Annotated in this window: 26 protein-coding genes; 19 read left to right on the top strand and 7 right to left on the bottom strand. The window is 64.6% G+C overall.

Annotated features, from left to right (window positions below; genetic code table 11):
* Nucleotides 1–102 precede the first annotated feature (102 nt).
* On the top strand, nucleotides 103–480 hold the full coding sequence (locus CDV44_RS20525) for a helix-turn-helix domain-containing protein (protein ID WP_084655979.1): 378 nt from the start codon (nucleotides 103–105) through the stop codon (nucleotides 478–480).
* Nucleotides 481–529: 49 nt separating this feature from the next.
* On the opposite strand, the gene CDV44_RS20530 is transcribed toward CDV44_RS20525, so the two are convergent.
* Entirely contained in the window at nucleotides 530–1366 is an 837-nt protein-coding gene (locus tag CDV44_RS20530) for an alpha/beta fold hydrolase (RefSeq protein ID WP_087690068.1), read from the bottom strand.
* 115 nt (nucleotides 1367–1481) lie between these two features.
* Between CDV44_RS20530 and CDV44_RS20535 the strand changes: the two genes are divergently transcribed.
* From CDV44_RS20535 to CDV44_RS20585, 11 genes are all read left to right on the top strand, one after another.
* On the top strand, nucleotides 1482–2033 hold the full coding sequence (locus CDV44_RS20535) for a YaeQ family protein (protein WP_058376990.1): 552 nt from the start codon (nucleotides 1482–1484) through the stop codon (nucleotides 2031–2033).
* 148 nt (nucleotides 2034–2181) lie between these two features.
* Nucleotides 2182–3126 (top strand): glyoxylate/hydroxypyruvate reductase A, encoded by a 945-nt coding sequence (locus CDV44_RS20540; RefSeq protein ID WP_087690070.1) that lies wholly within the window; start codon nucleotides 2182–2184, stop codon nucleotides 3124–3126.
* A gap of 60 nt (nucleotides 3127–3186) precedes the next feature.
* The gene (locus tag CDV44_RS20545) at nucleotides 3187–4131 is read left to right on the top strand and encodes a hydroxymethylglutaryl-CoA lyase (RefSeq protein ID WP_087690072.1); all 945 of its coding nucleotides are present in this window, start codon (nucleotides 3187–3189) and stop codon (nucleotides 4129–4131) included.
* A gap of 35 nt (nucleotides 4132–4166) precedes the next feature.
* Nucleotides 4167–4697, top strand: a complete 531-nt coding sequence (locus CDV44_RS20550; protein ID WP_058376987.1) for a YbaK/EbsC family protein — start codon at nucleotides 4167–4169, stop codon at nucleotides 4695–4697.
* Nucleotides 4698–4764: 67 nt separating this feature from the next.
* Nucleotides 4765–5202: a thioesterase family protein gene (locus tag CDV44_RS20555; protein WP_058376986.1), complete on the top strand. Its 438-nt coding sequence runs from the start codon at nucleotides 4765–4767 to the stop codon at nucleotides 5200–5202.
* An 8-nt stretch (nucleotides 5203–5210) separates the two neighbouring features.
* Nucleotides 5211–5531 (top strand): DUF1289 domain-containing protein, encoded by a 321-nt coding sequence (locus CDV44_RS28760; protein WP_087690074.1) that lies wholly within the window; start codon nucleotides 5211–5213, stop codon nucleotides 5529–5531.
* A gap of 45 nt (nucleotides 5532–5576) precedes the next feature.
* Complete coding sequence (locus CDV44_RS20565; RefSeq protein ID WP_087690076.1) at nucleotides 5577–6017, top strand: MaoC family dehydratase; 441 nt, start codon at nucleotides 5577–5579, stop codon at nucleotides 6015–6017.
* Nucleotides 6014–6955: an MBL fold metallo-hydrolase gene (locus CDV44_RS20570; RefSeq protein WP_087690078.1), complete on the top strand. Its 942-nt coding sequence runs from the start codon at nucleotides 6014–6016 to the stop codon at nucleotides 6953–6955. The genes CDV44_RS20565 and CDV44_RS20570 overlap by 4 nt, the downstream gene beginning before the upstream one ends.
* A gap of 426 nt (nucleotides 6956–7381) precedes the next feature.
* Entirely contained in the window at nucleotides 7382–8329 is a 948-nt protein-coding gene (locus CDV44_RS20575; RefSeq protein ID WP_087690080.1) for a nitronate monooxygenase family protein, read from the top strand.
* A gap of 372 nt (nucleotides 8330–8701) precedes the next feature.
* Complete coding sequence (locus CDV44_RS20580) at nucleotides 8702–10537, top strand: hypothetical protein (RefSeq protein ID WP_141118775.1); 1836 nt, start codon at nucleotides 8702–8704, stop codon at nucleotides 10535–10537.
* A 218-nt stretch (nucleotides 10538–10755) separates the two neighbouring features.
* Nucleotides 10756–12450 carry a hypothetical protein gene (locus tag CDV44_RS20585; protein ID WP_087690083.1) on the top strand — a complete coding sequence of 565 codons (1695 nt, stop codon included), beginning with the start codon at nucleotides 10756–10758 and terminating at the stop codon, nucleotides 12448–12450.
* Here CDV44_RS20585 and CDV44_RS20590 read toward each other — a convergent pair.
* From CDV44_RS20590 to CDV44_RS20605, 4 genes are all read right to left on the bottom strand, one after another.
* Nucleotides 12438–13286 (bottom strand): 3-hydroxybutyryl-CoA dehydrogenase, encoded by an 849-nt coding sequence (locus CDV44_RS20590; RefSeq protein ID WP_087690085.1) that lies wholly within the window; start codon nucleotides 13284–13286, stop codon nucleotides 12438–12440. The genes CDV44_RS20585 and CDV44_RS20590 overlap by 13 nt on opposite strands.
* Before the next feature lie 217 nt (nucleotides 13287–13503).
* Entirely contained in the window at nucleotides 13504–14544 is a 1041-nt protein-coding gene (locus CDV44_RS20595) for a porin (RefSeq protein WP_087690087.1), read from the bottom strand.
* A 464-nt stretch (nucleotides 14545–15008) separates the two neighbouring features.
* A complete protein-coding gene (locus tag CDV44_RS20600; RefSeq protein WP_087690089.1) occupies nucleotides 15009–15278 on the bottom strand; it encodes a hypothetical protein in 270 nt (89 codons plus the stop codon).
* Between the two features lie 282 nt (nucleotides 15279–15560).
* The gene (locus CDV44_RS20605; RefSeq protein ID WP_087690091.1) at nucleotides 15561–16070 is read right to left on the bottom strand and encodes a hypothetical protein; all 510 of its coding nucleotides are present in this window, start codon (nucleotides 16068–16070) and stop codon (nucleotides 15561–15563) included.
* Nucleotides 16071–16789: 719 nt separating this feature from the next.
* Between CDV44_RS20605 and CDV44_RS20610 the strand changes: the two genes are divergently transcribed.
* The 7 genes from CDV44_RS20610 (at nucleotide 16790) to CDV44_RS20635 (ending at nucleotide 22371) form a co-directional block, all read left to right on the top strand.
* Nucleotides 16790–17230, top strand: a complete 441-nt coding sequence (locus CDV44_RS20610) for a hypothetical protein (protein ID WP_087690093.1) — start codon at nucleotides 16790–16792, stop codon at nucleotides 17228–17230.
* Nucleotides 17231–17458: 228 nt separating this feature from the next.
* Nucleotides 17459–17863 (top strand): hypothetical protein, encoded by a 405-nt coding sequence (locus CDV44_RS20615; RefSeq protein ID WP_058376975.1) that lies wholly within the window; start codon nucleotides 17459–17461, stop codon nucleotides 17861–17863.
* A 98-nt stretch (nucleotides 17864–17961) separates the two neighbouring features.
* Nucleotides 17962–18447: a hypothetical protein gene (locus CDV44_RS20620; protein ID WP_087690095.1), complete on the top strand. Its 486-nt coding sequence runs from the start codon at nucleotides 17962–17964 to the stop codon at nucleotides 18445–18447.
* 207 nt (nucleotides 18448–18654) lie between these two features.
* Nucleotides 18655–19056, top strand: a complete 402-nt coding sequence (locus CDV44_RS27865; protein WP_141118776.1) for a hypothetical protein — start codon at nucleotides 18655–18657, stop codon at nucleotides 19054–19056.
* Complete coding sequence (locus CDV44_RS20625) at nucleotides 19053–20426, top strand: TolC family protein (protein WP_087690097.1); 1374 nt, start codon at nucleotides 19053–19055, stop codon at nucleotides 20424–20426. Before CDV44_RS27865 ends, CDV44_RS20625 begins: the two co-directional genes overlap by 4 nt.
* A complete protein-coding gene (locus tag CDV44_RS20630) occupies nucleotides 20423–21781 on the top strand; it encodes a multicopper oxidase family protein (RefSeq protein ID WP_087690099.1) in 1359 nt (452 codons plus the stop codon). Before CDV44_RS20625 ends, CDV44_RS20630 begins: the two co-directional genes overlap by 4 nt.
* An 83-nt stretch (nucleotides 21782–21864) precedes the next feature.
* Nucleotides 21865–22371 (top strand): plastocyanin/azurin family copper-binding protein, encoded by a 507-nt coding sequence (locus CDV44_RS20635; RefSeq protein WP_087690777.1) that lies wholly within the window; start codon nucleotides 21865–21867, stop codon nucleotides 22369–22371.
* Between the two features lie 109 nt (nucleotides 22372–22480).
* Here CDV44_RS20635 and CDV44_RS20640 read toward each other — a convergent pair whose 3' ends face one another.
* On the bottom strand, nucleotides 22481–23059 hold the full coding sequence (locus CDV44_RS20640) for a YigZ family protein (protein WP_087690101.1): 579 nt from the start codon (nucleotides 23057–23059) through the stop codon (nucleotides 22481–22483).
* A gap of 55 nt (nucleotides 23060–23114) precedes the next feature.
* Nucleotides 23115–23984, bottom strand: a complete 870-nt coding sequence (locus tag CDV44_RS20645; protein ID WP_087690103.1) for a PhzF family phenazine biosynthesis protein — start codon at nucleotides 23982–23984, stop codon at nucleotides 23115–23117.
* Between the last annotated feature and the right edge of the window lie 232 nt (nucleotides 23985–24216).

Raw genomic sequence — 24216 nt, forward strand, 5'->3', positions numbered from 1 at the left:
CACTATGCAGTCCGTGCCTCGCGAACGGGTATACCCAAGAGGCCGTCCCCGATGCCGGTTTTTTGCTTCAATCTTCCTGTCCCCAACAAGGAAATTTTTAGTATGGACTCCAATTTATTCAGATTCGGCAGGCACCTGGCCGGCTTACGCAAGAAATACAACTGGGCACAGGACAAGCTCGCACTGGAAAGTGGACTCGCCCGTTCGTATCTCAGTGGCGTGGAACGGGGCAAGCGCAACATCTCGTTACGCAATATCTGCATTCTGGCGGACACGCTCGGGTTGCCGCCGCACGAATTGCTCGCGTTCGATGGTGCGCACGCGACGGCCGCCGACGGCACGATGTCGATTCCCTGCGACCCGTATCCGTCGCTCAACCGGGCCATGCAGAAATTGTCAGATCGCGATCAGGCGTGGATGGCCGATCTCGTGCGCACGCTCAGCTTGCGACTGGGGCATGGCCTGTTGCGCGAAGAGTGAGCCTCAGCGATGAAAGCAGCGCGTGGGCGCGTGGGCCGATCCGGTGGCTTCAGTCATTCCCGAGGAACGCATCCACGGCAAGATGAAAAGCGATCGGATTGGCCAGATTCATGCCGTGCGAGGCATCCTGAATCAACATGCGGCGCGCCTCGGGCATGGCATACGCCAGTGCATTGAGCACATCGGGATAGGGTGCCGGGCTCTCCGCCCCACCCATGAGCAACACCGGGGCGTGCAACGCGCCCAGCGCATCGATGGGCAGCGGCGTGCGCGGCTCAGCCACTTGCCCGATCAACGTCCGGGCGTTGTCCCTCACCATCTGTTTGAACCACGGCACCATGCGGCGCCACGTGTCCGGACCACTGACCGTGTCGATGAAGATGGCGAGTCCGCCATCGATATCACCGGCCTCGATGGCGGCCAGCGCCTGTTCGCGGAAATTGCCGCGTTCGCTGTCGAGCGGCACCTGAACGGGGCCGCCGCTGATTTCCACCCCCGGGTCGGCCAGAATCAACGAACGAACCGTATCCGGCGCCAGCAGCGCCGTGCGCAGGGCGACGTAGCCGCCGCGCGAGTGACCGAGCACATGCACCGGACCGTCACCGAGCGCCGTAATGAACGCCGCGAGGTCTTCCGCATGCTGCTCACCGGAGAACGTGCCTTCGTGACCGTCCCATGCTTCAGGCCAGTAATGGCGCAGGCTCACCGAGATGACGCGCCGGCGTTGCCCCAGCGGGGCCATGTTCGGCTTGAAATAACGCAGATCGCAAAGCGAACCGTGAACCAGCACGAGGGGTGCGCCGACGGCATCGTCGGGGGCTGGCGTTTCGACATACGCCATCGGGTAGCCGTTGACGTCGATCGTTTGCGGGATAGGGGCCGGCATGGGGGTGACACTTCTGGTGAGACAGGCCCGCCAGTATACCGAGCTTGCCGGGGCCTTGCCGGCGGGAGACGCTGGTGTATCCTTGCGACTCTTCTCATTCCCGCGGCACGACGTCATGGCACTCAAAGCCACCATTTATAAGGCCGAGGTGCAAATCACCGACCTCGATCGTCACTACTACGCCACCCACAACCTGACCCTGGCCCGCCACCCGTCGGAGACCGACGAGCGGATGATGGTGCGCCTGCTCGCCTTCATGCTCTACGCAGCGGAGCGCCTGTCGTTCGGCAAGGGCATTTCGACGGCGGACGAACCCGATCTGTGGGAGCTCGATTACGGCGACGACATCGTGCGCTGGATCGACGTCGGCCAACCCGACGCGCGACGCCTCATCAAGGCCGCCGGCCGGGCAGAACACGTCGACGTCATCGCCTACGGCGGCAAACCCGCCGCCATCTGGTGGCAAGCCACGGAAACCCAGATCACCCGCCTCTCGAATCTGACCGTGCGCATGCTCGACGAAGCCTCGGCCGAAGCCCTGACCGCGCTCGCCGCACGCAGCATGCGTCTGCAATGCACGCTTCAGGATGGCGAAGTCTGGATCGCGGACGACAGCCACAACTTCGCCGTGAACCTCACGACGCTGCGCGAAGCCAAGCGCGACTGAGCCCGGACCGGGGGCTCTCCCGACTACGCGGGGTACCACAAGCTGCGTTACACTTGACGTTAACGTAAATCGAGTGAACCCGCCCGCACGCGGCGGCGTGCCTACCACGCTGCCTCGCGCTTGCCCCGTGCCCCGCTAGCCGCTGCTCATGGATATCCTGATCTTTTCGCCCGACGGCAAGACTGCCCCCTATGAAGCGGGCATCGCCGAACACCTGCCGCACGCCAACATCCGTAGCTGGCAACCGGGCGACAGCGCCCCGGCCGACTATCTGGTGCTTTGGAAGCCGAACGCCGAGGTGTTGCAACCTCGCGCCAATCTGAAAGCCATCTTCAATATGGGGGCCGGTGTCGACGGCGTACTCGGTACGCGCGGCGAAGGTGCCGAGCGCCTGCCCGCCGGTGTGCCGCTCGTGCGTCTCGAAGACGCCGGCATGGCCGACCAGATGGCGCAGTACGTCAGCGCCGCCGCGCTGCGTTATTTCCGCCGTCTCGACGAATTCGACGCGTTTCAGGCGCAAGGTCAGTGGAAGTTTCTCAAGCCGAACCGCCTCGCCGATTTTCCCGTCGCCGTCCTCGGCTACGGCACGCTCGGCGCGCACGTGGCGAAGGCCCTCGCGAGCTTCGGCTTTCCGGTGCGCGCATGGAGCCGCAGCCAGCGTGACGACGACAGCGGTATCGCCCTGCATCATGGCGACGCGGGCTTCGATGCCTGCGTCTCGGGTGCACGCATCCTCGTCAATCTGCTGCCGCTCACGCCGCAAACCGTCGACGTCCTGAACGCCGGCCTGTTCGCCAAACTGGCCACGGGCGCGTTCCTGATCAACGTGGCGCGCGGTGCGCATCTGGTGGACGACGACCTGCTCGCCGCACTCGACAGCGGGCAGATTGCCGGCGCCACGCTAGATGTGTTCCGCACCGAGCCGCTGCCGGCCGAGCATCCGTTCTGGCGTGCACCGCGCGTGACGGTCACGCCCCATATTTCTGCCCTCACGCTGCGCGACGAAACGGTGGCACAGATCGCCGGCAAGATCGCCGCGCTCGAGCGTGGTGAAACCATCACAGGCATCGTCGACCTGACGCGCGGGTACTGACACGCACCGCTCGCCACTCGCGCCCAGCCTTTGCCAGGACAACACCGAGGAGACACCCCCATGACACAACCTCAACTGCCTCAATTGCCGCGACGCGTGAAAGTGGTCGAAGTCGGCCCGCGCGACGGTCTTCAGAACGAGAAGCAACTGGTCCCCGCCGACGTGAAGATCGCGCTGGTCGATCAACTCTCGGCAGCGGGTTTCGCCAACGTGGAGACGACCTCGTTCGTCTCGCCGAAGTGGGTGCCGCAAATGGCCGACGGCGCCGAGGTGATGGCCGGCATTCAACGCCACCCCGGCACGGTCTATTCGGTGCTGACGCCCAACATGCGCGGCTTTGAAGGCGCGGTTGCCGCCAAGGCCGACGAAGTCGTGATCTTTGGCGCCGCCAGCGAAGCGTTCTCGCAACGCAATATCAATTGTTCGATCGAAGAAAGCATCGAGCGCTTCGCCCCGGTGGCCCGTGCCGCGAAAGACGCGGGACTGCGCCTGCGCGGCAGCATCTCGTGTGCGCTCGGTTGCCCGTATCAGGGCGAAGTGCCGATCGCCAGCGTGGTCGACGTAGTGAAGCGCATGGCCGCGCTGGGCTGCGACGAGATCGACATTGCCGACACCATCGGCGTGGGCACCCCGACGCGCACCCGTGAAGTCATGGAAGCCTGCGCGCGCGCGTTCGCGATCGAGCGCCTGTCCGGCCACTTCCACGACACCTACGGACAAGCCACCGCGAACATCTACGCCGCGCTGCTCTCGGGCATCTCGATCTTCCACTCGTCCGTGGCCGGCCTCGGCGGCTGCCCGTATGCGAAGGGCGCCACCGGCAACGTTGCCACCGAAGACGTGCTGTATCTGCTGCACGGTCTGGGGATCGAGACGGGAATCGACCTCGAAGCCGTCGTGCGCACGGGCGACTTCATTTCGAAGTCCATCGGCCGCACCAACGCCTCGCGCGTCGGCCGGGCGATGCTCGCCAAGATGCAAGACGCCGCGACGTCTGCGGCCTGACCCTCACGCGCCCACGCGCCCACGCCACGCCGATCATGAGCCAGACACCTCACCAGACGCCTCAAATCGCTGCCCCTGCCGACGAGCAGGATCTCCCCGACGGTGCACGCCACGTCGCACGCCTGCTGGCCGGCATGGGACACGATCAATCGATCGTGCTGCTGCCGGCCACCGGCAAGACGTCGGCCGAAGCCGCGGCGGGGCTGGGCTGCGAAGTCGCGCAGATTGCCAAGTCGATCATCTTCCGCCGTGCCGCCGACGACACGCCCGTGCTGGTCATTGCCAGCGGCGTCAATCGCGTGGACGAGAAGAAGGTCGCTGCACAAGTCGGTGCGCTCGCCCGCGCCGACGCCAAGTTCGTCAAAGAAAAGACGGGCTACTCGATTGGCGGTGTGAGCCCCATCGGTCACGTCGTCTCGCCAGTCACACTGATCGACGAAGACCTGCTCAAACTGGCCAGCCTCTGGGCCGCCGCCGGCCACCCGCACGCCGTGTTCAACCTGACACCGAAACAACTCGTCGCCATGACGGGCGCACCGGTGGTGGACGTCGCGCTGCGGGACTGACGATTTCGTGAGCGCGCCGCCCATCGCGCACCTCGCGACACAACAACATGAATAGCGGAGACCTGCCATGCCGAGTCCTGAACTTGTCCCTGGCCTGACATTCGAGTGGACGTACCGGGTGCCCAAGAAGGCCGTGGTGCCCGAGCTCTACGATGATGTGGAATTGTGCCGCGACATGCCCGCCGTGCTCGCCACCGGCTATCTCGCCGGGATTCTCGAATGTGCGTGTCTTCAGGCGATTCGTCCGTATCTCGACTGGCCGCGCGAGCAATCGCTCGGCACGCTCGTGTCGTTCTCCCATCTCGCCGCCACCCCGGCGGGCGACACGTTGCGCATTCACGGCAAGCTGGTCGACGTCACCGGCCGTACGCTGCGCTTCGAAGTCGCCGCGTGGGATGGCCTCGACAAAGTGAGCGCAGGCATCCACGAGCGCGTGATCGTCGATCAGGAACGATTTCAGACCAAGCTGCGCGCGAAAGCCGACAAGCTCGGCTTACCGCTATAGGAATGCCAATGCCCCTCCCGCGCTCGGTCGCCGCTTCGGATGACGTGCCGTCCCCCTGCACCAACATCTGCCGCATGAACCCGGCGACCGGCTGGTGTTCGGGCTGCTGGCGCACGCTCGCGGAAATTGCCGCCTGGTCGACCATGGCCGCCGACGACAAGCGTCACGTGTGGTCGCTGTTGCCGGCGCGGCGCGCCGAACACACCGAGCCACCCGTCATGCATCGCCGTGTTCGGGCCAATGAGGTTGATGCGGTCCGTGCCGAAGTCGTCGGCAGCCACGACGACAACCGCACGGATGGCAATGACAGCAACGCCGGCCCCCGTTAGCACGCGCCCCCCTATTCACTACACCCGCCCTCGTCATCACCACACATGGGAAAAATCGTTACTGTCGGCGAAACGTTCAGCGCCACTCACGCGTTCACGCCAGCATCGATCCGCGAGTTCTCGACGCTCGCTCACGACCTGAACCCGCTGCATCACGACGCCGAATACGCGGCGGCCGATCCGCGCTTTGGCGGCCTGATCTCGTCGGGTACGCAGCAAATGTCGTACCTCGCGGCGCTGCTGGCCACGCATTACTCGAAGACGGCGCAGCCGCTTGGGCTCGAGTTCGACATGAAGTTGCGCCGCGCCGTGCGCGCAGGTGACGACATCACCGTGCGCTGGACGGTCACTGACAGCCAATGGAAAGAGAAGCTCGCAGGCGACATCGTCTCGCTCGACGGCGAGGCCGTGAATCAACGCGGTGAGACCGTGATTGCCGCCACGGCGAAGATTCTCGTGTGCGCAAAACCAGAGATACGTTCATGACCTCGCCTTCACTGCCCGCGCCGTCCGGCCTTCCGAACGAGATGCGCGTCTTCGAGCGCGGCTGGCTGTCCTCGAACAACATCCTGTTTCTCGGCGACGAGCCCGCACTGGTCGACAGCGGCTACGTCTCGCATGCCGCGCAGACCCTTGCCCTCGTCCAGCACGCGCTGCCGGCCGGCCAGCCGCTCGCGCGCCTGATCAACACGCATTTGCACTCCGATCATTGCGGCGGCAATGCGGCCTTGCAGGCGCATTACGGTTGCCGCACGTGGGTGCCCGCCGCCGAGGCCGATCCGGTCCGGCATTGGGATGAAGCGCGTCTGTCCTACCGCGCCACGGGTCAGCAGTGCGCGCGCTTCGCCTTCGACGACACGCTCTCGCCGGGCGACGCCGTGACACTCGGTGAGCGCGAATGGCTCGTGCTCGGCGCGCCCGGACACGATCCGCACGCGCTCATGCTGTACAGCGCCGCCGACGGCATCCTGATCTCGGCCGATGCCTTGTGGGAACGCGGCTTCGGCGTGATCTTCCCCGAACTCGACGGCGAGTCGGGATTCGCCGAACAAGCGGCGGTGCTCGATCTCATCGAACAACTCGACGTGTCGCTGGTCATTCCCGGCCATGGCAAGCCGTTCGACGATATCAACGGTGCGCTCGACGCCGCGCGCAGCCGGCTCGACTACCTGCGCAGCGACCCGGCGCGCAACGCCCGCAACGCCCTGAAAGTGCTGATCGTGTTCCGGCTGATGGCCGAGACAGAGATGACATGCGCCGCGCTCAAGACAACGCTCGATACGGCACGCGCGTGGCGAGGCGCGGCGGCGATGCTGGCACCACCGTCAGCGTGGCCGGAATTGCTCGACACGCTCATCGCGGAACTGGCCAAGGCCGGTGCGCTGCGCCACGACGCGGCGCAAGGCAAGTTGTATTCGGTGTGATGGGGTGTGGGGGTACGTCAGAACGCGTCACTGGAAAAAAACAACGCCGAGTGCCGGTGAAGGCAAACGGCGTTTGAGGACGTGACGTGCCGGCCGAGTGCCGCGGTCGCTAACGCGGCGCCCGTCCTGCGGCGCCGTGTTACCGGCACCGCGTGGCACGCGAATTCATACTAGTCGGGTCGCGAAGTCGCTCCAAGAGGACTTTCCCTGATGCCGGTCCGAACAACCTTCGGCGCACCATCCATCCGCCACCAATCCGAAGCTTTCTTCGAGTCTGTTCACCCCGGGTGACAAACGAATCCCCCTATAATCGAACGATCGTTCGCGAAAGTGGCGAACGCACGTAGCGAACACACATAGCCACCGGCATTCCCAGCCAATGTGCCACTCCGCTCCCCTCAGGAGCGTCCCGCACAAGGAGACTTCATGGCGCTTCCCAAGATTCTGCAAAACCTGGCGCTGCCCGTCGTGGCCTCGCCGATGTTCATCGTGAGCTATCCGGAACTGGTGCTCGCGCAGTGCAAGGCCGGCATCGTCGGATCGTTCCCCGCGCTCAACGCGCGCGAACCGCAGATCCTCGAAGACTGGCTCGCCCGCATTACCGAAGAACTCGCGTCGTACCAAGCGGCGAACCCCGATGCCGTGGTCGGCCCGCTCGCCGTCAACCAGATCGTGCATCAGTCGAACCAGCGGCTGGAGCACGATGTGCGCGTGTGCGTCGAACACCGCGTGCCGATCTTCATCACGAGCCTGCGCGCGCCGCCCAAGGAAGTGCTCGACGCCGTGCACAGCTATGGCGGCATCGTGCTGCACGACGTCATCAACCTGCGCCATGCGAACAAAGCCCTCGAAGCGGGCGTCGACGGGCTGATTCTCGTCGCGGCCGGTGCGGGTGGCCATGCAGGCACGCTCTCCCCCTTCGCGCTGGTGGGCGAAGTGCGCAAGATCTTCGACGGCCCGCTCGTGCTCTCCGGCTCGATTGCCAACGGCGGTTCGATTCTCGCGGCGCAGGCGATGGGCGCCGACCTCGCCTACATCGGCACACGCTTCATTGCATCGAGCGAAGCCAACGCGAGCGACAGCTACAAACAAGCCATCGTCGATGCGAGCGCCAACGACATCGTCTACACGAACCTCTTCACCGGGGTGTCCGGCAACTACATCCGCCAGAGCATCGTGAAAGCCGGGCTCGATCCCGATGACCTGCCCACCGCCGACAAGACCGCGATGAACTTCGCCAAGGCGAAGGCGTGGAAAGATATCTGGGGTGCCGGACAAGGCGTGGGCCTGATGGACGATGTGCGCCCGGCCGCCGAGATCGTCGCCCGTCTCAAACAGGAATACGACGAGACTCGCCAGCGACTTGCGCGCTGACGGGTCACGCATGAACCGAACGAAAGCCACAGGGTGCCCCTCGGGCACACAAGCCTGATCGTCACATCGGGCTGAGGCTCTCCGAACCGGGCCGCGCAATGCGCGAGTGTCGTCGCCAAGGCAACAAACTGGCGAGCACCGTGCAGGCGCGGCTCTTCTTTCGGAGAGTCCACCATGACGCATGTCCCGCACCGGCGTGCCATTGCCGTAGCACCGCACTACGGATTGCCCCTCAACGCGCAACGCCGCCCCTCACCCCGCACCAGACACCCGCCCACACCGCCCCGCTCAATACCCGCGAACTTGCGCGCACGCGCCGTCACTCGGCCCCTTGCGCCGGGTCCGGCCGAAGCACACCCAGCGACACCGGCGGTGCCCCGAACCTCGACCAACGCGCCATGGCAAGTGGCGTGGACACTGCTGCTGGTGGCCAACGTGGCGGCCCTCGCACTCCCCGCGCATGCCGCAGTTCCCCGGTCGGCACGCGACGACCTGCCACCTCTCGACACGGGCAACAGCCTCGATACCGGGCAGGCGCTGGCATGGCGCGCGGGGACGGCGGCGACCGCATCGCCCACGCTACGCGCCGCCGAAGTCAGCACGGCCTCGTGGCCCGACGTCGTCATCCGGCCACTGGTACCCGAGGCCGTAAAAACCGAGTACAGCGTTGACGACATCCTGAAGGCGATTGCGTCAGGCACCGCGCCGTTCCGCAATCTCGGCGAATCGATTGCCGACGCCTACACGGCACTCACCGGTAACGACGTCAGTACCAAAATGCGAACGAGCCTTCGAAAAGGCACCGTCACCGCAGATGTCCTCACGGGCATGCTGCCCAGTGCGGCCCTCTCTCGCCTGAGCGCCGAAGTCGCACAAGTCCTCGCCGATCAGCACGAGGGTAAGCCGGTCGACAGCAGTCGTCTCGTCGCCATTTTGCTGAACACCAACCTGCGCGGCATGGGTTCCTCTTCGCACAAGTCCACGGTACGTCACACCCCGGCTAACAACGTACGTCCCCTTGCCGCGCACGAGCCCGCACCCGAGCCGCCGCGCGAGCCCCTCGACGCCCCGGCTTTCCATTTGCCGGAGATCGTGACGGGAGAACGCGAACATCTCACCGGCTACGCGCAACCGCTTCCCGGGAATGTGCTTCACAGTCCCTTGCCTGCCGGTCCTGAAGGACCGGACACGTTACACGGCATCATCATGGCGGATGGCCATTACTTCATACGCGGCACCGGTGGCTATTACCGCATGCAGCGCCAGAAGACAGGCGATCACTGGCTCATCGAAGCCCATGAGGCCGGCAAGCCGAAAATCCCTGTGGTCTACGACGCGGCGACGGGAAAATGGCGGGCCCATGCACCCTTGCGTTTGTGCGGGGGCGGCTGCGGGTCCAGCAAGGCATCGGAAGTGGCCAGCAACAGCAACAGCGACAGCATGCTCGGCATGGTGTTCGATCTTTCCAGCATTCGCGAGCCCGAGGTGCGCCGGGCCATTCAGGAGTCCTACGACGACCTGAGCGAGTTGCGCCTGCTGCGCACGAATCGCGACGATCTACGGCCACGGCGCGACAACTCGATCGTCGAGATACGGGAAAGCCTGTCGAACGCCATGCGCCGCATCAACCGCAACGCCCCGCTGCTTGAGCAACAGCGACAGGCGGCCAGATGCACCGCGCTCTACTATCTGGAGCATCCCGATTCCGAAGCCTTCTGCCAGGAAAACGCGGAAGTGCTCTTCCACTTCATGCTCGCCAATCAGGTGCCGGCGAGCCGAATCCGCATGATCACGCTGCGTCCGCGCAACCGGCCGCCGCACGTGATGGTGCTCTATACGGAATCGAAGAATGTCATTCAGATGCTGCACTGGGCGACACCGCAGCCGGCCGTAGACGGACGCGTCGATGGCATCACCGACCTGACCTTCGCACAAGAGATTTACGCCACACGTGCCAGCACACGACTGCTCGACCCGTGGGGGCGAATCAAGATGCAGTCGTTCGAGCGTGCGCGGTGCGAGCACGAGGTGCTCGACACCTTGCGCGTGATGCTCGAAGACGCGGGGGCGCGTAACGGCGAGCCCTTCTTCGTATCGATCACCCGCCCGCTGGGCACACCCCGTACCAGTTCCACCAGTCTGTCGTCACCGGGCGGGGCGTCTCCGCGCAGTGAGCGAATTCCCCAAGATGCGAAGGATTCGTCATGATGAAGCGCGCACAGCGGCACGCGGATCCTGCGGCACTTCGCTACGGTTTGCCGATGACCGTGGTGCGAAAAACGCCACGACGTCCAGCGCAGTCGGAGGCCGCCGTGGCGATTCGGAGCGTTCGTCGGCGGCGCAGACCGGCGTCGCAAACGACCGAGCGACCTTCCCCTGCGCCTGACAACGGTTCGTCCGCTCGCGCTTCGCTTATCGGGTGGCCGATGGCCTGCGCACTGCTGCTCGTCGCGAACATTGCGTTGCCAGTCGCCATCGCACGACCACGCGGCGCCGTCGAGACGCGCGATACCGGCACGCCATCTGCGGGGGTTCTCATCGAGCCAGTCGCCTATGCCCCGATCAAGACCGACTACAACGCGAACGATGTCCTGAAAGCGTTGGCCTCGGGGGGCTCCCCCTTCGCGAACTTCGCCGAGTCGATCAGCGATGCCTATGTCGTGTCGACGGGACACGACGTGCCGGCGACGACACGCAAGCAACTGCGCAACGGCATGCGCGCGCTGGACTACGCCACCGGCATGATTCCGGGCGTGCAACTCCTGCGCGTCCCCGGCGACGTGGCGCAACTCATGTCCGAAGCGTTGTCCGGACACTCGCCGGCGGTTCACCGAGTCGCAGCGGTGCTTTCGAATTCCGATCTGCGTGGCATGGACGGTATCGGCGAGCCGCACCGGCAGGCAGACGCCTCGCCGCGTGTCGCCGCGGCGCCTGCACCACGCAGCGAAGCGCACGGCGCCGTGGCGACCGACACAGGTCCGCCCCCCCATGATTTTCAAGTGCCGACGCAGTGGCGCCCGGTATTGAAACCTTCCCCTGCGCGACACGCCGGTGCGCGATCGCCGATGCCCATTCACGGCGAAAGCGAATTCTTGCGGGGCTATGCACAATCGCTGCCGCGCACAGAACCGTTGACACGTCTGCTGCCCGGGCTCGTTTTGCGAGGGAGTCGTTTCTTCCTGCGTGGCACCGGCGGCGACTATCGCGTGCAGCGATCCAAGGTCGGTGATTACTGGTACGTCAATGCCCCGCGAGCCGGTAAGCCGCAGGTGCCCGTGCGATTCGACCCTGCCACCGGCCGGTGGCATGCCTACGCGCCGCTGCGTTTGTGCGGTGGCGGCTGCGCGCAGAGCGGGATGGACACGCCGCGTAGCGTCACGGACAGCATTCGCGGGTACGTGCTCGATCTCGTCGGCATCGCCGATCAGCGGGTGCGCGATGCGATTCAGGAGGCCTTCGATACGCTCGGCGAGTTGCGTCTGCTACGCAGCAATCGCCACGATCTCCGGCTGTTTCGGGACAACTCGATTACCGACATTCGTGAAGCTCTCGTGGAAGGGCTGCGCGACATCGATCCGACCGCGCCGTTGTCCAACCAACAGCGCCGCGCCGCGGAACTCACTGCGATGTACTACCTGGAGCGCCCGGGGCTCGAAGCGTTCTGCCATGAGAACGCCGAGGTGCTGTTCCACTTCATGCTGGCGCGTGGGGTGCCGAAGTCACGACTGCGCATGGTCACCGTGCGCCCGCAAAACAGGCCGGCCCACGTCATGCTGCTTTATTCAGAGTCGCCCGTGCTCATCAAGATGCTGGAGATGGCGACACCGCAGCCGCCGGTCGAGGGGCTGGTGGACGGTCTGACACATCTGGAATTTGCCCGGGCCATCCTGTCGTCGCGCTATCGCAGCCGGCTCTTCGACCCGTGGAGTCGAATCAAGATGGTGACGTTCGAACAGGCGCGCAGCGAACGGGAAGTGAGCGACATGCTCGCGCCGACGCTCCAGGATGCGGGCTACCGGCGCGGCGCGCCCTATCGCATCTCGGTGACACGTCCGCTGGGCACGCCGCCTCAACGGCAGTCTGCCCAGACGGATCGCGCACAGAACGATCAGTACGTGTAGACGCCGCGGCCGGTCTTGCGGCCGAGATAGCCGGCCGCCACCATTTCCTTGAGCAGCGGGCACGCACGATACTTCGAGTCTTCGAACTCTTCGTAGAACACGTTCATCACCGAGAGGCAGACGTCGAGCCCGATCATGTCGGCGAGCGCGAGCGGCCCGATCGGATGATTGCAGCCGAGCTTCATTCCTTCGTCGATTTCCTCCGGCGTCGCGAGGTTTTCCGCCAGCACGAAGAAGGCTTCGTTGATCATCGGCACGAGAATGCGGTTCACCACAAAGCCCGGGGCATTCTTCACGGTGATCGGCGACTTGCCGACTTGGCGGGCGAGCGCATCGACGCGCGCGTGCGTCTCGTCGCTCGTTTGCAGGCCGCGAATGATTTCCACCAGCGCCATCAGCGGCACCGGGTTGAAGAAGTGCATGCCGATGAACTGCGACGGGTTCTCAACGACGGCGGCCAGCTTGGTGATCGAGATCGACGATGTGTTGGAGGCAAGAATGGCATCGGCCTTGGCCACGCCCTGAAGCTGCTTGAGGATCTTCACCTTCAGGTCGAAGTTCTCGGTCGCCGCTTCGATCACGATGTCGGCACCGGCGAGCGCTGCGTAATCGGTCGACGTCGAGATGCGCGCCAGTGCGGCTTCCTTTTCGGCCGTCGTGAGCTTGTCTTTCTTGATCAGGCGATCAAGGCTGCCGGCGATGGTGGCGAGGCCCTTGTTCACGGCGGCGTCGCTGATGTCGACCATCGTGACCGGCAGTCCGGCCACCGCACAGGCCTGCGCAATGCCGTTACCCATCGTGCCCGCGCCAATGATGCCTACGTGTTGAATCGTCATGTCGTCTCTGCTCCGTGTCTGGTGGATTTTCGGTGCACAAATCATAGCGCGGACACGTCGGATCAGTGACACACGAAACCGCTGTGCGGAACTCGCAAGTGGCGATGCGGCGCGTGTGCCGCGCAGAAAACGACAAAGGGGCAGACGCACCCCAAATTGGCGTCTGCCCCCTTGCCGGACCCGAACGGTGCGCGCATCGCTGCCGCACCGCGCGACATCAGAACTTCATGCGAATACCACCGCCTGCCGTGTTACCCGTCGAGAGCGTGCTCACCTTGTCCATCATGTAAGCCGCGTAGATGTCGGTACGCTTGGACAGCGGGTAGTCGTAACCCAGTGCCCACGTCTTGCGGTTGACGTTGGTCGCGCCCGAGCTCTTCGTGTACGCGTACGACGCGAGCACGCTGCCATTGCCCAGCGGCACCGACACGCCGAGCTGGCCGCCATTTTCCGACACGCCGCCACCCGTCACGTTGTTGCGAATGTATTGGTACTGGCCGAACAGCTTCACGATCTGGAAGTCGTACGTGGCGCCCAATTGCAGGGCCTGCTGGCTGCGGAAGCCCGGCATGCCTGCCATATCGTCGGGGACCGAGTCGAACTTCACTTGCTGGTAAGCCACGGTCGCGGCAAACGGACCGTTGAAGTACAGCGCCGATGCGCTCCACTTGTTCTGGCCGGCTTCACCCGCCTTGTTGCCGAACGCGTACGACACGCTGCCCGACAGGCCCTTGAAGTTCGGCGTGGTGTACATCACGCCATTGCTCCAGCCCGAGTCGCCGACGATACCTTGACCGGCCTGACCGATGAAGGTGTGGAACACCATCGGGCTGAACGTGTACGAATCGACGAACGGGTTGAACAGGATCGTCGAGACGAAGTACGACGTGGTCAGGCGGCCGATCGTGACGGTACCGGCGGTGTCCGACGACAGGCCGACATACGCGTTACGCGAGAACATCGAGTCGCCCTGGAAGCGGCCGTACTGACCGTTCTGCGGACGGAAGAAGTCTTCGAGCACGAACACGGCTTTCAGGCCGCCACCGAGGTCTTCGCTACCCTTCATGCCCCAGTACGACGTCGACATCCCGCCGCCGCCTTGCGTCCAGGCCGTATTGCCGCCCGGGTTCTTCACCGCGCCCACGAAGGCATCCACCTGACCGTACAGCGTGACGTTCGATTGTGCGAACGCCGCCGTGCTCATGCACGCGCCCAGAATGATTGCCCCGCCCAGGCCCTTGGCCATGCTCCGCTTCATTGACTTCTCCTTGGTTTGAGTATTTTGTGTGCCTGCTCCCGCCCCTGCGCGGGCCCTGCCGGCGCTCGTTTGCGAAGCGCCTCCCTGTTGAACGGCCGTGATTCTCGCACAGCCCCCGCGGCCTCGGTACGCCGAAACCGCGTAGAAAAATCGCCACATGAGGTGGCCGGGAAATGGTGGGGAGACAAAATTCGGACGACCACCCGCGCCACAATTAACCTCGGTATAACAGGATCGATATATCCCTTATATTGCCGGGTTAGCGAACACTCACATTCGCTGTGATGTGCGCGTTTGATGGGGGGTCATGAAGCGCGACCTGAAGTCGGCATTGCGGACAGACGAGCGCATCCGATGTTGCACATATGCAACATTCGATTCACTCAAGGGAGAAATTCAGGGGCAGGTGCAGCGCAGCGTCGGAGCGTGGGCTCAGGGACGGACGTCGCCGCTGAGGTGCCGAATTACCGTTCGCGACGACCGCCGCCGCCACCGCCGTGCGGGCCACGCGGGCCGCCTTGCGGGGTGTACTGCCGTTCGCGGGGTTCGGCCGGGGCGGCCCAGTTCGGGTAGGCAGACTGACCACGGCCGCGGTCGGCGCTGAAGCGGCTGATGTCCTCGCGCAACGACGCCTTGTTGACGTCGAGCGGGTCGCGTCCACGCCCGCCTTCTGCCCAGGCAGGATAGGCGCACACGAGCAGCAGGAGGAAACAGCAGCGGATACGGGCACTCATTTCGATATCGCCGGCTTTCGACCGACATCGGCCGGCCCGAGGGTGGGGCCGGTTGGCACGAGGCGACAGTCACGCAACCTTCGCGTGGGCAGCGCATACCTGCGCCATACGCCTCAAGAATGAATGTACCGGGTCAGCCGAACGAGCGTCGACCGAAAAGATGTTAACGCGCGGGGTGGTGTGCAACCGTTTGTAACTGCGCGTTGTGGCTGCGCAATTCGCTTGGGCGAGCGCCTGCTTTCTGCCGGCTTATGACCTGCTTTTTGCCCGCCTTTTACCTGCTTACTGCTTCTCGACCGACAGCGAAATCTCGCGCATGCGCTCGCCGCGCGGCGTCACCAGGTCTTGCGCCGTGACCGTGAAGTTCACCGGACGCGCGTACTTCTTGCTCGCGCTCTGCCATTCGGCGGGCAGACCGGCGGAGTTGGTCGTGGTCGTGCGCAACGTCGTCACGCCACGGGTGCAGCGCGAGACCTGTGTGGCGAAGCCTTGCGCTTGCGTGCGCAGATCCATCGGGGTGATCTTCTGGTAGTCCCAGATGCACTCATAAGTCGGTGCCAGTCCGGTCGCCCGGAACACCTTGCAATCGCCGCCCGGCACCGAATAGGTCGCCTGATAGCTTTCGCCGCGATCGTTCTTGGCCGCGAGTGGGCCGGTGATGTCTTCAAAGCCGTTCTGCGCGCTCTTGGCCAGCAGGAGGATGCCCTCGCACTGGTCCGCCGCAAAGGCCGTCTGCGCTGCGCACAGGCAGGCCAGCAGGGCCCATTGTTTTAGAGAATTCGTTGCCATCATAGGAATGTTTGACTGTCCTGCATCGGGCACATACTGCGGAATATGGCGTCATTAGAACGCAAACCGGGCCCGGACGAAACCACGGTGACAGGGGAAATGGTGCGCCAATTCGAGTGCTGACAGGCGGGTTAGTTCGCGCTGGCCCCGCGCGCGTCCCCGTGCGCATCCTCATGCTCATCCAAAAGGCCGATTCGCACGTCAGTCTTGCGACCTATACTCGGAGGGCAGTCAAACTGCATGGGCGCGGCCGGAACCGGCGACGGTTCAATGCATTGTGGCAGTGCCCCCTGGTGCCAAGTCTTCTTGGCCCTTACCATGCCGCGCCGGTACACGCGGCTGGCGATGCCCCGATGGGGCCTCAACCGGCGGCTTAGCCCGCCGGTTTCCTTTGGTGCCCACGATACGCTGCCACTTGCGCGCTCTCGCACGCGGTCGCACTGTCGCCTCATGACGACGGATTAGGCGAAAGTGCGGATATCGCTGCCCGCAGCCGTCTGCAACTATCAAAGCACAAGAGCAATATTCACCGGGCACTCAACTTCGGGAAGTCAACGGAGTGTTTGTGGATACCTGTCTGTCGTTGGCAGTGCACCCGTTCGGGTGTGCTCGTGTCTGCACGCGTCGCGCGGGGTGACATCATGGGCTACCCCACGATTCCCGGCGACATCTGCTCTGTTGGTCCCATTGGCCCTCTTGGTCCTGTTGGTCCCGTTGGCGCGTTGGGGTCTGTTCACGCGATCAGTCCGATCGCCGCCATCGCCCCCGATCTCTCCCAAGCCACCTATTACCTGCGGGGTCATGGCGGCACGCTCGCGCATGTGCTCGCCGCCCTCGGCAAGTTTCGCCGACGCCATGGGCATTGGCCGCGACGCCTCTACCTCTACCCCGAAACCTTTGCCGCGCTGGTGCAGGACCTCACGCCGATCGGCTTCTATCGCTTCCAGCAGCGGCTTGAGATTATTGCCGATCTCGAACGCGACCTGTTCTGCTCGGACGATGCCGGCAATGTAACCGTCTACCGGATGCAAGCCGCGCAGGACCCTGCCGCAATCGATGCCGCCACGGGCTGGCTCGACCTGTGTTCGCCCGGGGGGCTGCCGCCGTCGAACGCAGCGCCCTCGCCACATTCGCCGCCGTCACCCCACGAGCCGTCGCGCTGACGGCGGCGTGTCCGGCATCTCATCCATGAGGCGAGACGTGCCACTTTTTCGATATCGCGTTGTCACAGCGATATCGCAAAGCACGACTAGTCTGGTCTGCCGGCGCGCCGCTTGACTGGCGACGCGCCGGGCACCTGAGCCTCCACCGTATTGTCTGACTGCTACCGGCCCCCGCCCCTGTCGTGCGGGGCGATATGACCTCCGCCCTCCCCCTGTCGGAGAGATGTCATGAACCGACTCGCGATCATTCTTGATGGTCTGATGCTGCTCTATCTCGCTGCCGCCACCGTGGTGGGCGTGCAAGCGAGCGCCGCCGACGGGCATGAAATGCTCGCCAGCGTGCTCGGCGTGCTGCTCGCCATATTCACCTTGGCGTTGCTGGCTGCGCCGTTCTACGTCTCGCTGGTCGTCCTCGTCGCGCAGTCTGAGCGGCATTTGCGGTTAGCCGCGTGCCTGCAATGGGTGTTGCTCGGGTTGATGGTGGCGCTCACGCTAGTCTCGTTTCTCGCCAGCGATACGATCGAAGTCTCCGCGCCGCTGTTCGTGCTCGTGGCCGTGGTGTGTGTCGTCAATCTGGTTGCGCTCTCGCGGCGGCGCACGCACTTCGAGTCGTTCCATCTGTTCGAGCACTGAGGCGACGGACGCCGCGTAGCCCAGTTGCCAGACGCGTTCGTGTGTCCTTATTTCCGTCCATTTGCGAGCGGCCTGCCGGCAATGCTAGACTGCGCGGCATGAATCGCTGGCGCAAACTCCTCGTGCTGTGGCTGTTGTGCGTGACCTTGCCGTTACAGGCACTGGCCGCGCTGCGCACGCATTGCGCGCCGGGTTCGCCCGTGCAAAGCGTGGCGCAACTTGCCATGCCGATGGTCGCGATGGCGCACGACGATTCCGTCATGGCTAATGGCACCGCGCAACACACGATGCATCACGCGATGGGTGACATGTCGCATGACACGATGTCGGCCAGCGACGGCACCCACGACGCAACGCTTCACGCTGCGGGCCACGACACCTCGTCTGACACCGCTACGCAACACTCGCATCACGCCAGTTGCTCGGCATGCGCCGCGTGCGTGGTCTGCACGGCACTGCCGCAAAGTCTGGCGCTTCGCACGCCGGACGCCCAACCTTCCACCGTCATTCCGTTCTTGCGCACGTCCGCCGCCAGCGCGTTCGTTGCCGCACTGGAACGCCCTCCGAAAGCCACCCTCGTCTGAGTTTCTGATGGTGTGACGTTTGCGCTCAATTTGCGCACCGCTCGCCGTCACTGTTCCCGCTCGAACCGACGTTTTCCCTGCCACGCGCGCTTTCAGCGATCGCTTGCGGTGCGCTCGACACGTCCGTTCGTCAGATGAACTTGCGATGTCCGCTGCCTCGTCGTGAACCGATGAGCGCGGCCATCGTCATGCTCGACGAGTCTTTCGATGATGCTTCTTTCTTTGCGACGGCACGCGCTCACCGTGCCGGCCGCGCTATCGGTGGCGTATGCGTTCAGCGCACCACCGGCACACGCGGCGACCGATCCCGCTGGCGCGCCGCAGGCTTCTGCTGCGAATGCAACTTACGACCCCGCAAATCCGGCCGCGCCTGCTGGGCCATCCGCGGCCCCCGGTGTACTGCATGAATTTGCCCGCCCCGCGCTCTCCGTGCCGCCCGGAAACTGGCGAGAAGTGAATGCCAGCGTGTCCGGCGGTGGCCAGATGGATCATGCCGCGATGGGTCATGGCGCAATGAATCACGCCATGCCGATGCCGCCAACCTCACCGGCATCCGCAGCCGCAGCAGACCCGCACGCCGGGCATTCCATGAGCGGAGGCACGCGATGACGACGTCAACTCGCCTCCACCGTCACGCCCGTCGCACCCAAGGCGCGCTCATTTCACTCGCCGCGTTAGCGCTCACCGGTTGCGCCACCTTCAGCGACGACGGTGGTTTCACGCCGGTCGCGCAGGTAGCACAGCAGCGGCTGGGCAAGTCGGCCGTCTGGGCGCGCGACGATGCCACCACGCAAGCACTCGCCGAACAGCGCGACGCCCTGCTCGCCAAGCCGCTCGATATCGACACGGCAGTGCAACTCACGCTCATCAACCATCGCGGCTTGCAGGCCACTTATGCAGAACTCGGCATCGCCGAAGCCTCGCTGGTGCAAGCGGGCCGACTGCCCAACCCGCGCTTTGCCTTTCAGCGCGTACAAGGCGGTGGCGATATCTCGATCGAGCGCACGTGGGGTATCGACTTCGTGCGTGTGCTGACGATGCCGCTCGCGTCGCGCGTCGAAGCGCGACGGTTCGCCCAAGTGCAGGCACAAGTGACGCAAGCCATCATCGAGCAGGCCACGCTTACCCGGCGGGCATGGGTCGAGGCGGTCGCGGCCCAAGAGCGCGTGCAGATTCTCGAACAGACGAGTCTCGCCACGCAGGCCGCCAGCGAACTGGCCGACGGCATGGCGCGTGCGGGTAACTTCAGCGCGATGCGCCGGACTCAGGAGAACCTTGTCTACGCCGATACCGCAGCGCGGCTGGCCCGCGCCCGCGAGCAGGCCAACACGGCACGCGAGCAACTTGCCCGGCAGATGGGGCTATGGGGTCAGCAGCTCACGTTCACGTTGCCCGCGCGCCTGCCGTCGTTGCCTCACACGCGTCCGGCGTGGCCCGACGCCGAAGCGCAAGCGATGCGTGAGCGCCCCGACATCAATGCAGCGCGCGCCGCACTGGATGCCACGGCCAGCGATCTCGGCCTCACACAGGCGACACGCTTCATCAATGTGCTCGACACGTCCTATCGCGACAACAGCGCCACAGGCTCGCCCAACGAGCGCGGCTACGAGATTTCGCTCGAAGTGCCGCTGTTCGACTGGGGCACCGCTCGCGTTGCCGGTGCGGAGGCGCGCTATCGACAGCGCATTGACCGTTTGGCCGATACCGCCGTCGCTGCGCGTGCGGATGTCCGTACCCGCCGCACGCAGACCCTCGCCGCGTGGGACATCGCCGAGCACTACCGCGTGACAGTCTTGCCGCTGCGCCAGCGTGTCTCCGACGAAATGCTGCTGCGCTACAACGGCATGCTCTCCAGCGTGTTCGACTTACTCACGGATGCCCGCGAACAACGCGACACCGTGCTCGCCTACATCGACGCCACCGCAGACTTCTGGCTGGCCGACGCGGCATTACGTGAAAGCTTGGGAGGTGGCGCATGACGTCACGTCGACGATTCCTGCGTGACGCGAGTCTGGCCGTGATGGGCGCGGCCGCCGTGGAGCGAACCAGTCTCGCAGCCATCCCCGAAGCGGCGACGCGCAGCGACGCCAGCACCGCGACACCGCACGCCCCGCCGAATGGGCGCCCGTATCGACCGGTCGTCACGCTCAACGGCTGGACCCTGCCATGGCGCATGCGCAATGGCGTGAAGGAATTCCATCTGATTGCCGAGCCCGTCGTGCGCGAGATTGCCCCCGGCATGCAGGCGAATCTGTGGGGCTACAACGGCCAGAGTCCGGGGCCGACTATCGAAGTCGTGGAAGGCGACCGCGTGCGGCTCTACGTCACCAATCGTCTGCCCGAAGCGACGAGCGTGCATTGGCACGGTCAGCGCTTGCCCAATGGCATGGATGGCGTGGCGGGTCTCAATCAGCGCGCGATTGCCCCGGGACAGACCTACGTCTACGAGTTCGAAGCCAAGCGCGCGGGCACGTTCATGTACCACCCGCATGCCGACGAGATGATGCAAATGGCGATGGGGTTGATGGGCTTCTGGGTCACGCATCCGAAAGATCCGGCGGCGATGCCGGTCGACCGCGACTACGTGTTTCTCATCAACGCGTATGCGATCGACCCGGGCACGCGCACGCCGCGCGTGAACGAGATGACCGACTTCAACCTGTGGACATGGAATAGCCGCGCGTTTCCGGGCATCGATCCGATGGTGGCGCGACAAGGAGACCGCGTGCGCATTCGCGTGGGCAACCTCACGATGACCAATCACCCGATTCATCTGCACGGTCACGAGTTCAAGGTGACGGGCACCGACGGCGGCTGGGTCCCTCCCTCGGCGCAGTGGCCGGAAGTGACGACCGATGTCGCGGTCGGTCAGATGCGCACCATCGAGTTCGATGCAACGGAGCTGGGCGACTGGGCCTTCCATTGCCACAAATCGCACCATACGATGAACCCCATGGGACACGAGGTGCCCACCATGCTCGGCGTGAATCAGCGTGACATCGCCGGCAAGATTGCGCGCATCATTCCCGACTATATGGCGATGGGAGAAACCGGAGGCTCGATGAACGGCATGGAGATGCCACTGCCCGAGAACACGCTGCCGATGATGACCGGCACCGGTCCGTATGGGCCGATCGAAATGGGCGGCATGTTCACCACCGTAAAAGTGCGGCGCGACCAGCCGCGCGACAGTTATCGCGATCCCGGCTGGTATGCCCAGAAGCCCGGCGCGCCACGCGGCTCGGTCGCGCGTGCGTGGCAAGGCGATGTTTCAACCCTACCGTCGGCTTCACCTTCTTCCCAACGTCCACCCGTTACCGGAGGCAAATCATGATTCGTTCGTCCCACTTCCGCCAGATCCGCCGTCAGCTCAGCCGTCACCTTGCCCGTCTGCCGCAGTCGCCGTTGTCCGCCCGCATGCCGCTGCGCCATGTCATCCGCTTGCTGATTCCGGTGGCTGCGCTGGGGCTGAGTGTTTCGGCGGCGCCGGCCTTTGCCGACGATCCGCACGCGATGCACAACATGCAGCACGCGCACGGCGACGGTGCTGCGACCAACATCGGTGAAGCGGGCGACGCGGCGCAAGCCACGCGCACCGTCGAAGTCGATATGCGCGACACCATGCGTTTCTCGCCCGGCACGCTCACGGTGCGCCGTGGCGACACGGTGCGTTTCGTCGTGACCAACAGCGGCAAGATCCGTCACGAGATGATGCTGGGCACGGCCGCGTCGCTCACCGAGCACGCGAAGATGATGCAGCAGATGCCCGGTATGTCGCACGCCGAGCCCAATGCGGTCACCGTCGAGCCGGGCCAGCAAAAGACGCTCGTGTGGCATTTCACGCAAGCCGGCACGGTGGACTTCGCGTGTCTGGAACCGGGCCATTACGAAGCCGGCATGCGCGGCGTCATCAGCGTTCGGTAGTTGGGAGGAATGGGCGGGGCGCGGGCATCCGCCACTGCAATGTCGGCAATGTCGGCAATGCACAGAAGGCCTGTTTGCCGACCTTTTTTCGGCGCAGACCGCGCCTTGCCTAGACCCGTTCGAGTCCGCCGCTGAGCGCTTCGGTAGCGTCGGCCTCGAACACGTCGACATCGCGCGCCTTGAGACTCAGCCGCAGGGTCACGCCGTCGTCGTAGCTGACATCCAGTACGGTGGCCGCGTGACGCTCGGCAATCCGGCGCAGCGGCGCTTCGTGCGCGAAGCTGCAACGGTAGCTCGGCTCCGCCATCGGTTCGACGGCGGTGAGCGTCGCCAGCTTCAGGGCTTCGCTCACCGCCTGTCCGTAGGCGCGGGTCAGGCCGCCCGCACCGAGTTTGATACCACCGTAGTAGCGCACCACCACGGCCAGCACGTTGGCCAGCTCCTTATGCATCAGCACGTTATACATGGGCTTGGCCGCCGTGCCACCGGGCTCGCCGTCGTCGTCGAAACCCGACGCACCTTCGCACAACAACACCCAGCAGTAATGCGTTGCGTTGGGATAACGCACGCGCAGCGCGTCGAGCTCGCGCATTGCCACCTCGCGGGATGCCACGGGCATGACAATGCCGATAAACCGGCTCTTCCTGATTTCCAGCTCGGTTTCGACCGGTGCTGCCAATGCGTACATCCGTTGAATTCTCCCCGCGTCCAGAGCGCGACTGCCCTGCGACGCTCGCAAACGATTACAGGCTGACTTCGCCGCGCGCGAGTTCGATCACGTTACCGCCGACGCGAATCTGACGGTCGGCCGTCACTTCGAGCGTCAGGCGGCACGGACGTTCGATCGCGTCACCTTGCGACACGCGCGCGCGCACCGGCAGCGGATAGCCCTGTCCGATCAACCAGCCACCCAGATTCGCGCAGGCCGAACCGGTGCCCGGATCTTCGCTCACGCCACCGCCTTGCGTGGTGAAGAAGTAGCGCGCCGTCACTTCCAGCTCGCCGCCGTGATTGGCATCGATGGAAAACACATAACCCGTCTTGCGCTCGAGGCTCGAGAGCGGCCAGCGTTCCAGCCGGGCGCTGTCCGGCGTTGCACGGGCCACTGCATCGGCGTTCTTCAGCGGAATCAGCAACTGATCGGCACCGGTATCGACCCACTGCGGCGATTGCGCCAGATCGTCACGCGACAGGCGCACGAGCGCCGCGATGTCGGCGTCGGCTTCGTGTGCCTTCTCGATCTTCGGTTCGCCATGCGACGGTGCCGTGAGCGTCCAATGATCGCCTTCGGCCTGCACCGGCACGAGACCGGCCGCGAATTGCAGCGTCACCGCGTCGCCGAGATTACGAATCGAGCGCAGCACGTGGGCCGTGCCCAGCGTCGGGTGACCGGCAAAACGCATTTCGTAGCCGGGCGTGAAGATGCGTACATGCGCGTCGGCAGTCTCCGAGGGCAGGATAAACGTCGTCTCGGACAGATTGAACTGTCGCGCCAGCGCTCGCATTTCGTCGTCGCTCATGCCGCGCGCATCTTCGAAGACACACAGCGGATTGCCGCCGAACGTGGTTTCGGCAAAAACGTTGACGATACGAAAGGCAAAGGTGCGGCTCATGACGAATCTCCAGAGTGGGGGCGGTCAGGCTGACAGGGCCGACAGCGCCGGCGTGACTAACGAGGCCCGTGGCCTCGCAGGGCGGCCGGTCTGCCATGCGAAAGAAGGCTCGTAGTCTCGCACATCGTGCGTCAACGCGCGCATCGGCCGCACGTCTTTGCCGTTTTCACGCGACTTTTCGGTAAATTTCACCGCTCGACTCAGATTTGTCCGACCTTCACACGGAAATCCC

It is taken from the genome of Pandoraea sp. PE-S2R-1, from assembly GCF_002179865.1.
Lineage (GTDB): Bacteria > Pseudomonadota > Gammaproteobacteria > Burkholderiales > Burkholderiaceae > Pandoraea.

Bases quoted from the DNA above. Each gene is read 5' to 3' on its own strand.
- CDV44_RS20525 (WP_084655979.1), top strand. From the start codon at position 103: ATGGACTCCAATTTATTCAGATTCGGCAGGCACCTGGCCGGCTTACGC.
- CDV44_RS20530 (WP_087690068.1), bottom strand. From the start codon at position 1,366: ATGCCGGCCCCTATCCCGCAAACGATCGACGTCAACGGCTACCCGATG.
- CDV44_RS20535 (WP_058376990.1), top strand. From the start codon at position 1,482: ATGGCACTCAAAGCCACCATTTATAAGGCCGAGGTGCAAATCACCGAC.
- CDV44_RS20540 (WP_087690070.1), top strand. From the start codon at position 2,182: ATGGATATCCTGATCTTTTCGCCCGACGGCAAGACTGCCCCCTATGAA.
- CDV44_RS20545 (WP_087690072.1), top strand. From the start codon at position 3,187: ATGACACAACCTCAACTGCCTCAATTGCCGCGACGCGTGAAAGTGGTC.
- CDV44_RS20550 (WP_058376987.1), top strand. From the start codon at position 4,167: ATGAGCCAGACACCTCACCAGACGCCTCAAATCGCTGCCCCTGCCGAC.
- CDV44_RS20555 (WP_058376986.1), top strand. From the start codon at position 4,765: ATGCCGAGTCCTGAACTTGTCCCTGGCCTGACATTCGAGTGGACGTAC.
- CDV44_RS28760 (WP_087690074.1), top strand. From the start codon at position 5,211: ATGCCCCTCCCGCGCTCGGTCGCCGCTTCGGATGACGTGCCGTCCCCC.
- CDV44_RS20565 (WP_087690076.1), top strand. From the start codon at position 5,577: ATGGGAAAAATCGTTACTGTCGGCGAAACGTTCAGCGCCACTCACGCG.
- CDV44_RS20570 (WP_087690078.1), top strand. From the start codon at position 6,014: ATGACCTCGCCTTCACTGCCCGCGCCGTCCGGCCTTCCGAACGAGATG.
- CDV44_RS20575 (WP_087690080.1), top strand. From the start codon at position 7,382: ATGGCGCTTCCCAAGATTCTGCAAAACCTGGCGCTGCCCGTCGTGGCC.
- CDV44_RS20585 (WP_087690083.1), top strand. From the start codon at position 10,756: ATGGCCTGCGCACTGCTGCTCGTCGCGAACATTGCGTTGCCAGTCGCC.
- CDV44_RS20590 (WP_087690085.1), bottom strand. From the start codon at position 13,286: ATGACGATTCAACACGTAGGCATCATTGGCGCGGGCACGATGGGTAAC.
- CDV44_RS20595 (WP_087690087.1), bottom strand. From the start codon at position 14,544: ATGAAGCGGAGCATGGCCAAGGGCCTGGGCGGGGCAATCATTCTGGGC.
- CDV44_RS20600 (WP_087690089.1), bottom strand. From the start codon at position 15,278: ATGAGTGCCCGTATCCGCTGCTGTTTCCTCCTGCTGCTCGTGTGCGCC.
- CDV44_RS20605 (WP_087690091.1), bottom strand. From the start codon at position 16,070: ATGATGGCAACGAATTCTCTAAAACAATGGGCCCTGCTGGCCTGCCTG.
- CDV44_RS20615 (WP_058376975.1), top strand. From the start codon at position 17,459: ATGAACCGACTCGCGATCATTCTTGATGGTCTGATGCTGCTCTATCTC.
- CDV44_RS20620 (WP_087690095.1), top strand. From the start codon at position 17,962: ATGAATCGCTGGCGCAAACTCCTCGTGCTGTGGCTGTTGTGCGTGACC.
- CDV44_RS27865 (WP_141118776.1), top strand. From the start codon at position 18,655: ATGATGCTTCTTTCTTTGCGACGGCACGCGCTCACCGTGCCGGCCGCG.
- CDV44_RS20625 (WP_087690097.1), top strand. From the start codon at position 19,053: ATGACGACGTCAACTCGCCTCCACCGTCACGCCCGTCGCACCCAAGGC.
- CDV44_RS20630 (WP_087690099.1), top strand. From the start codon at position 20,423: ATGACGTCACGTCGACGATTCCTGCGTGACGCGAGTCTGGCCGTGATG.
- CDV44_RS20635 (WP_087690777.1), top strand. From the start codon at position 21,865: ATGCCGCTGCGCCATGTCATCCGCTTGCTGATTCCGGTGGCTGCGCTG.
- CDV44_RS20640 (WP_087690101.1), bottom strand. From the start codon at position 23,059: ATGTACGCATTGGCAGCACCGGTCGAAACCGAGCTGGAAATCAGGAAG.
- CDV44_RS20645 (WP_087690103.1), bottom strand. From the start codon at position 23,984: ATGAGCCGCACCTTTGCCTTTCGTATCGTCAACGTTTTTGCCGAAACC.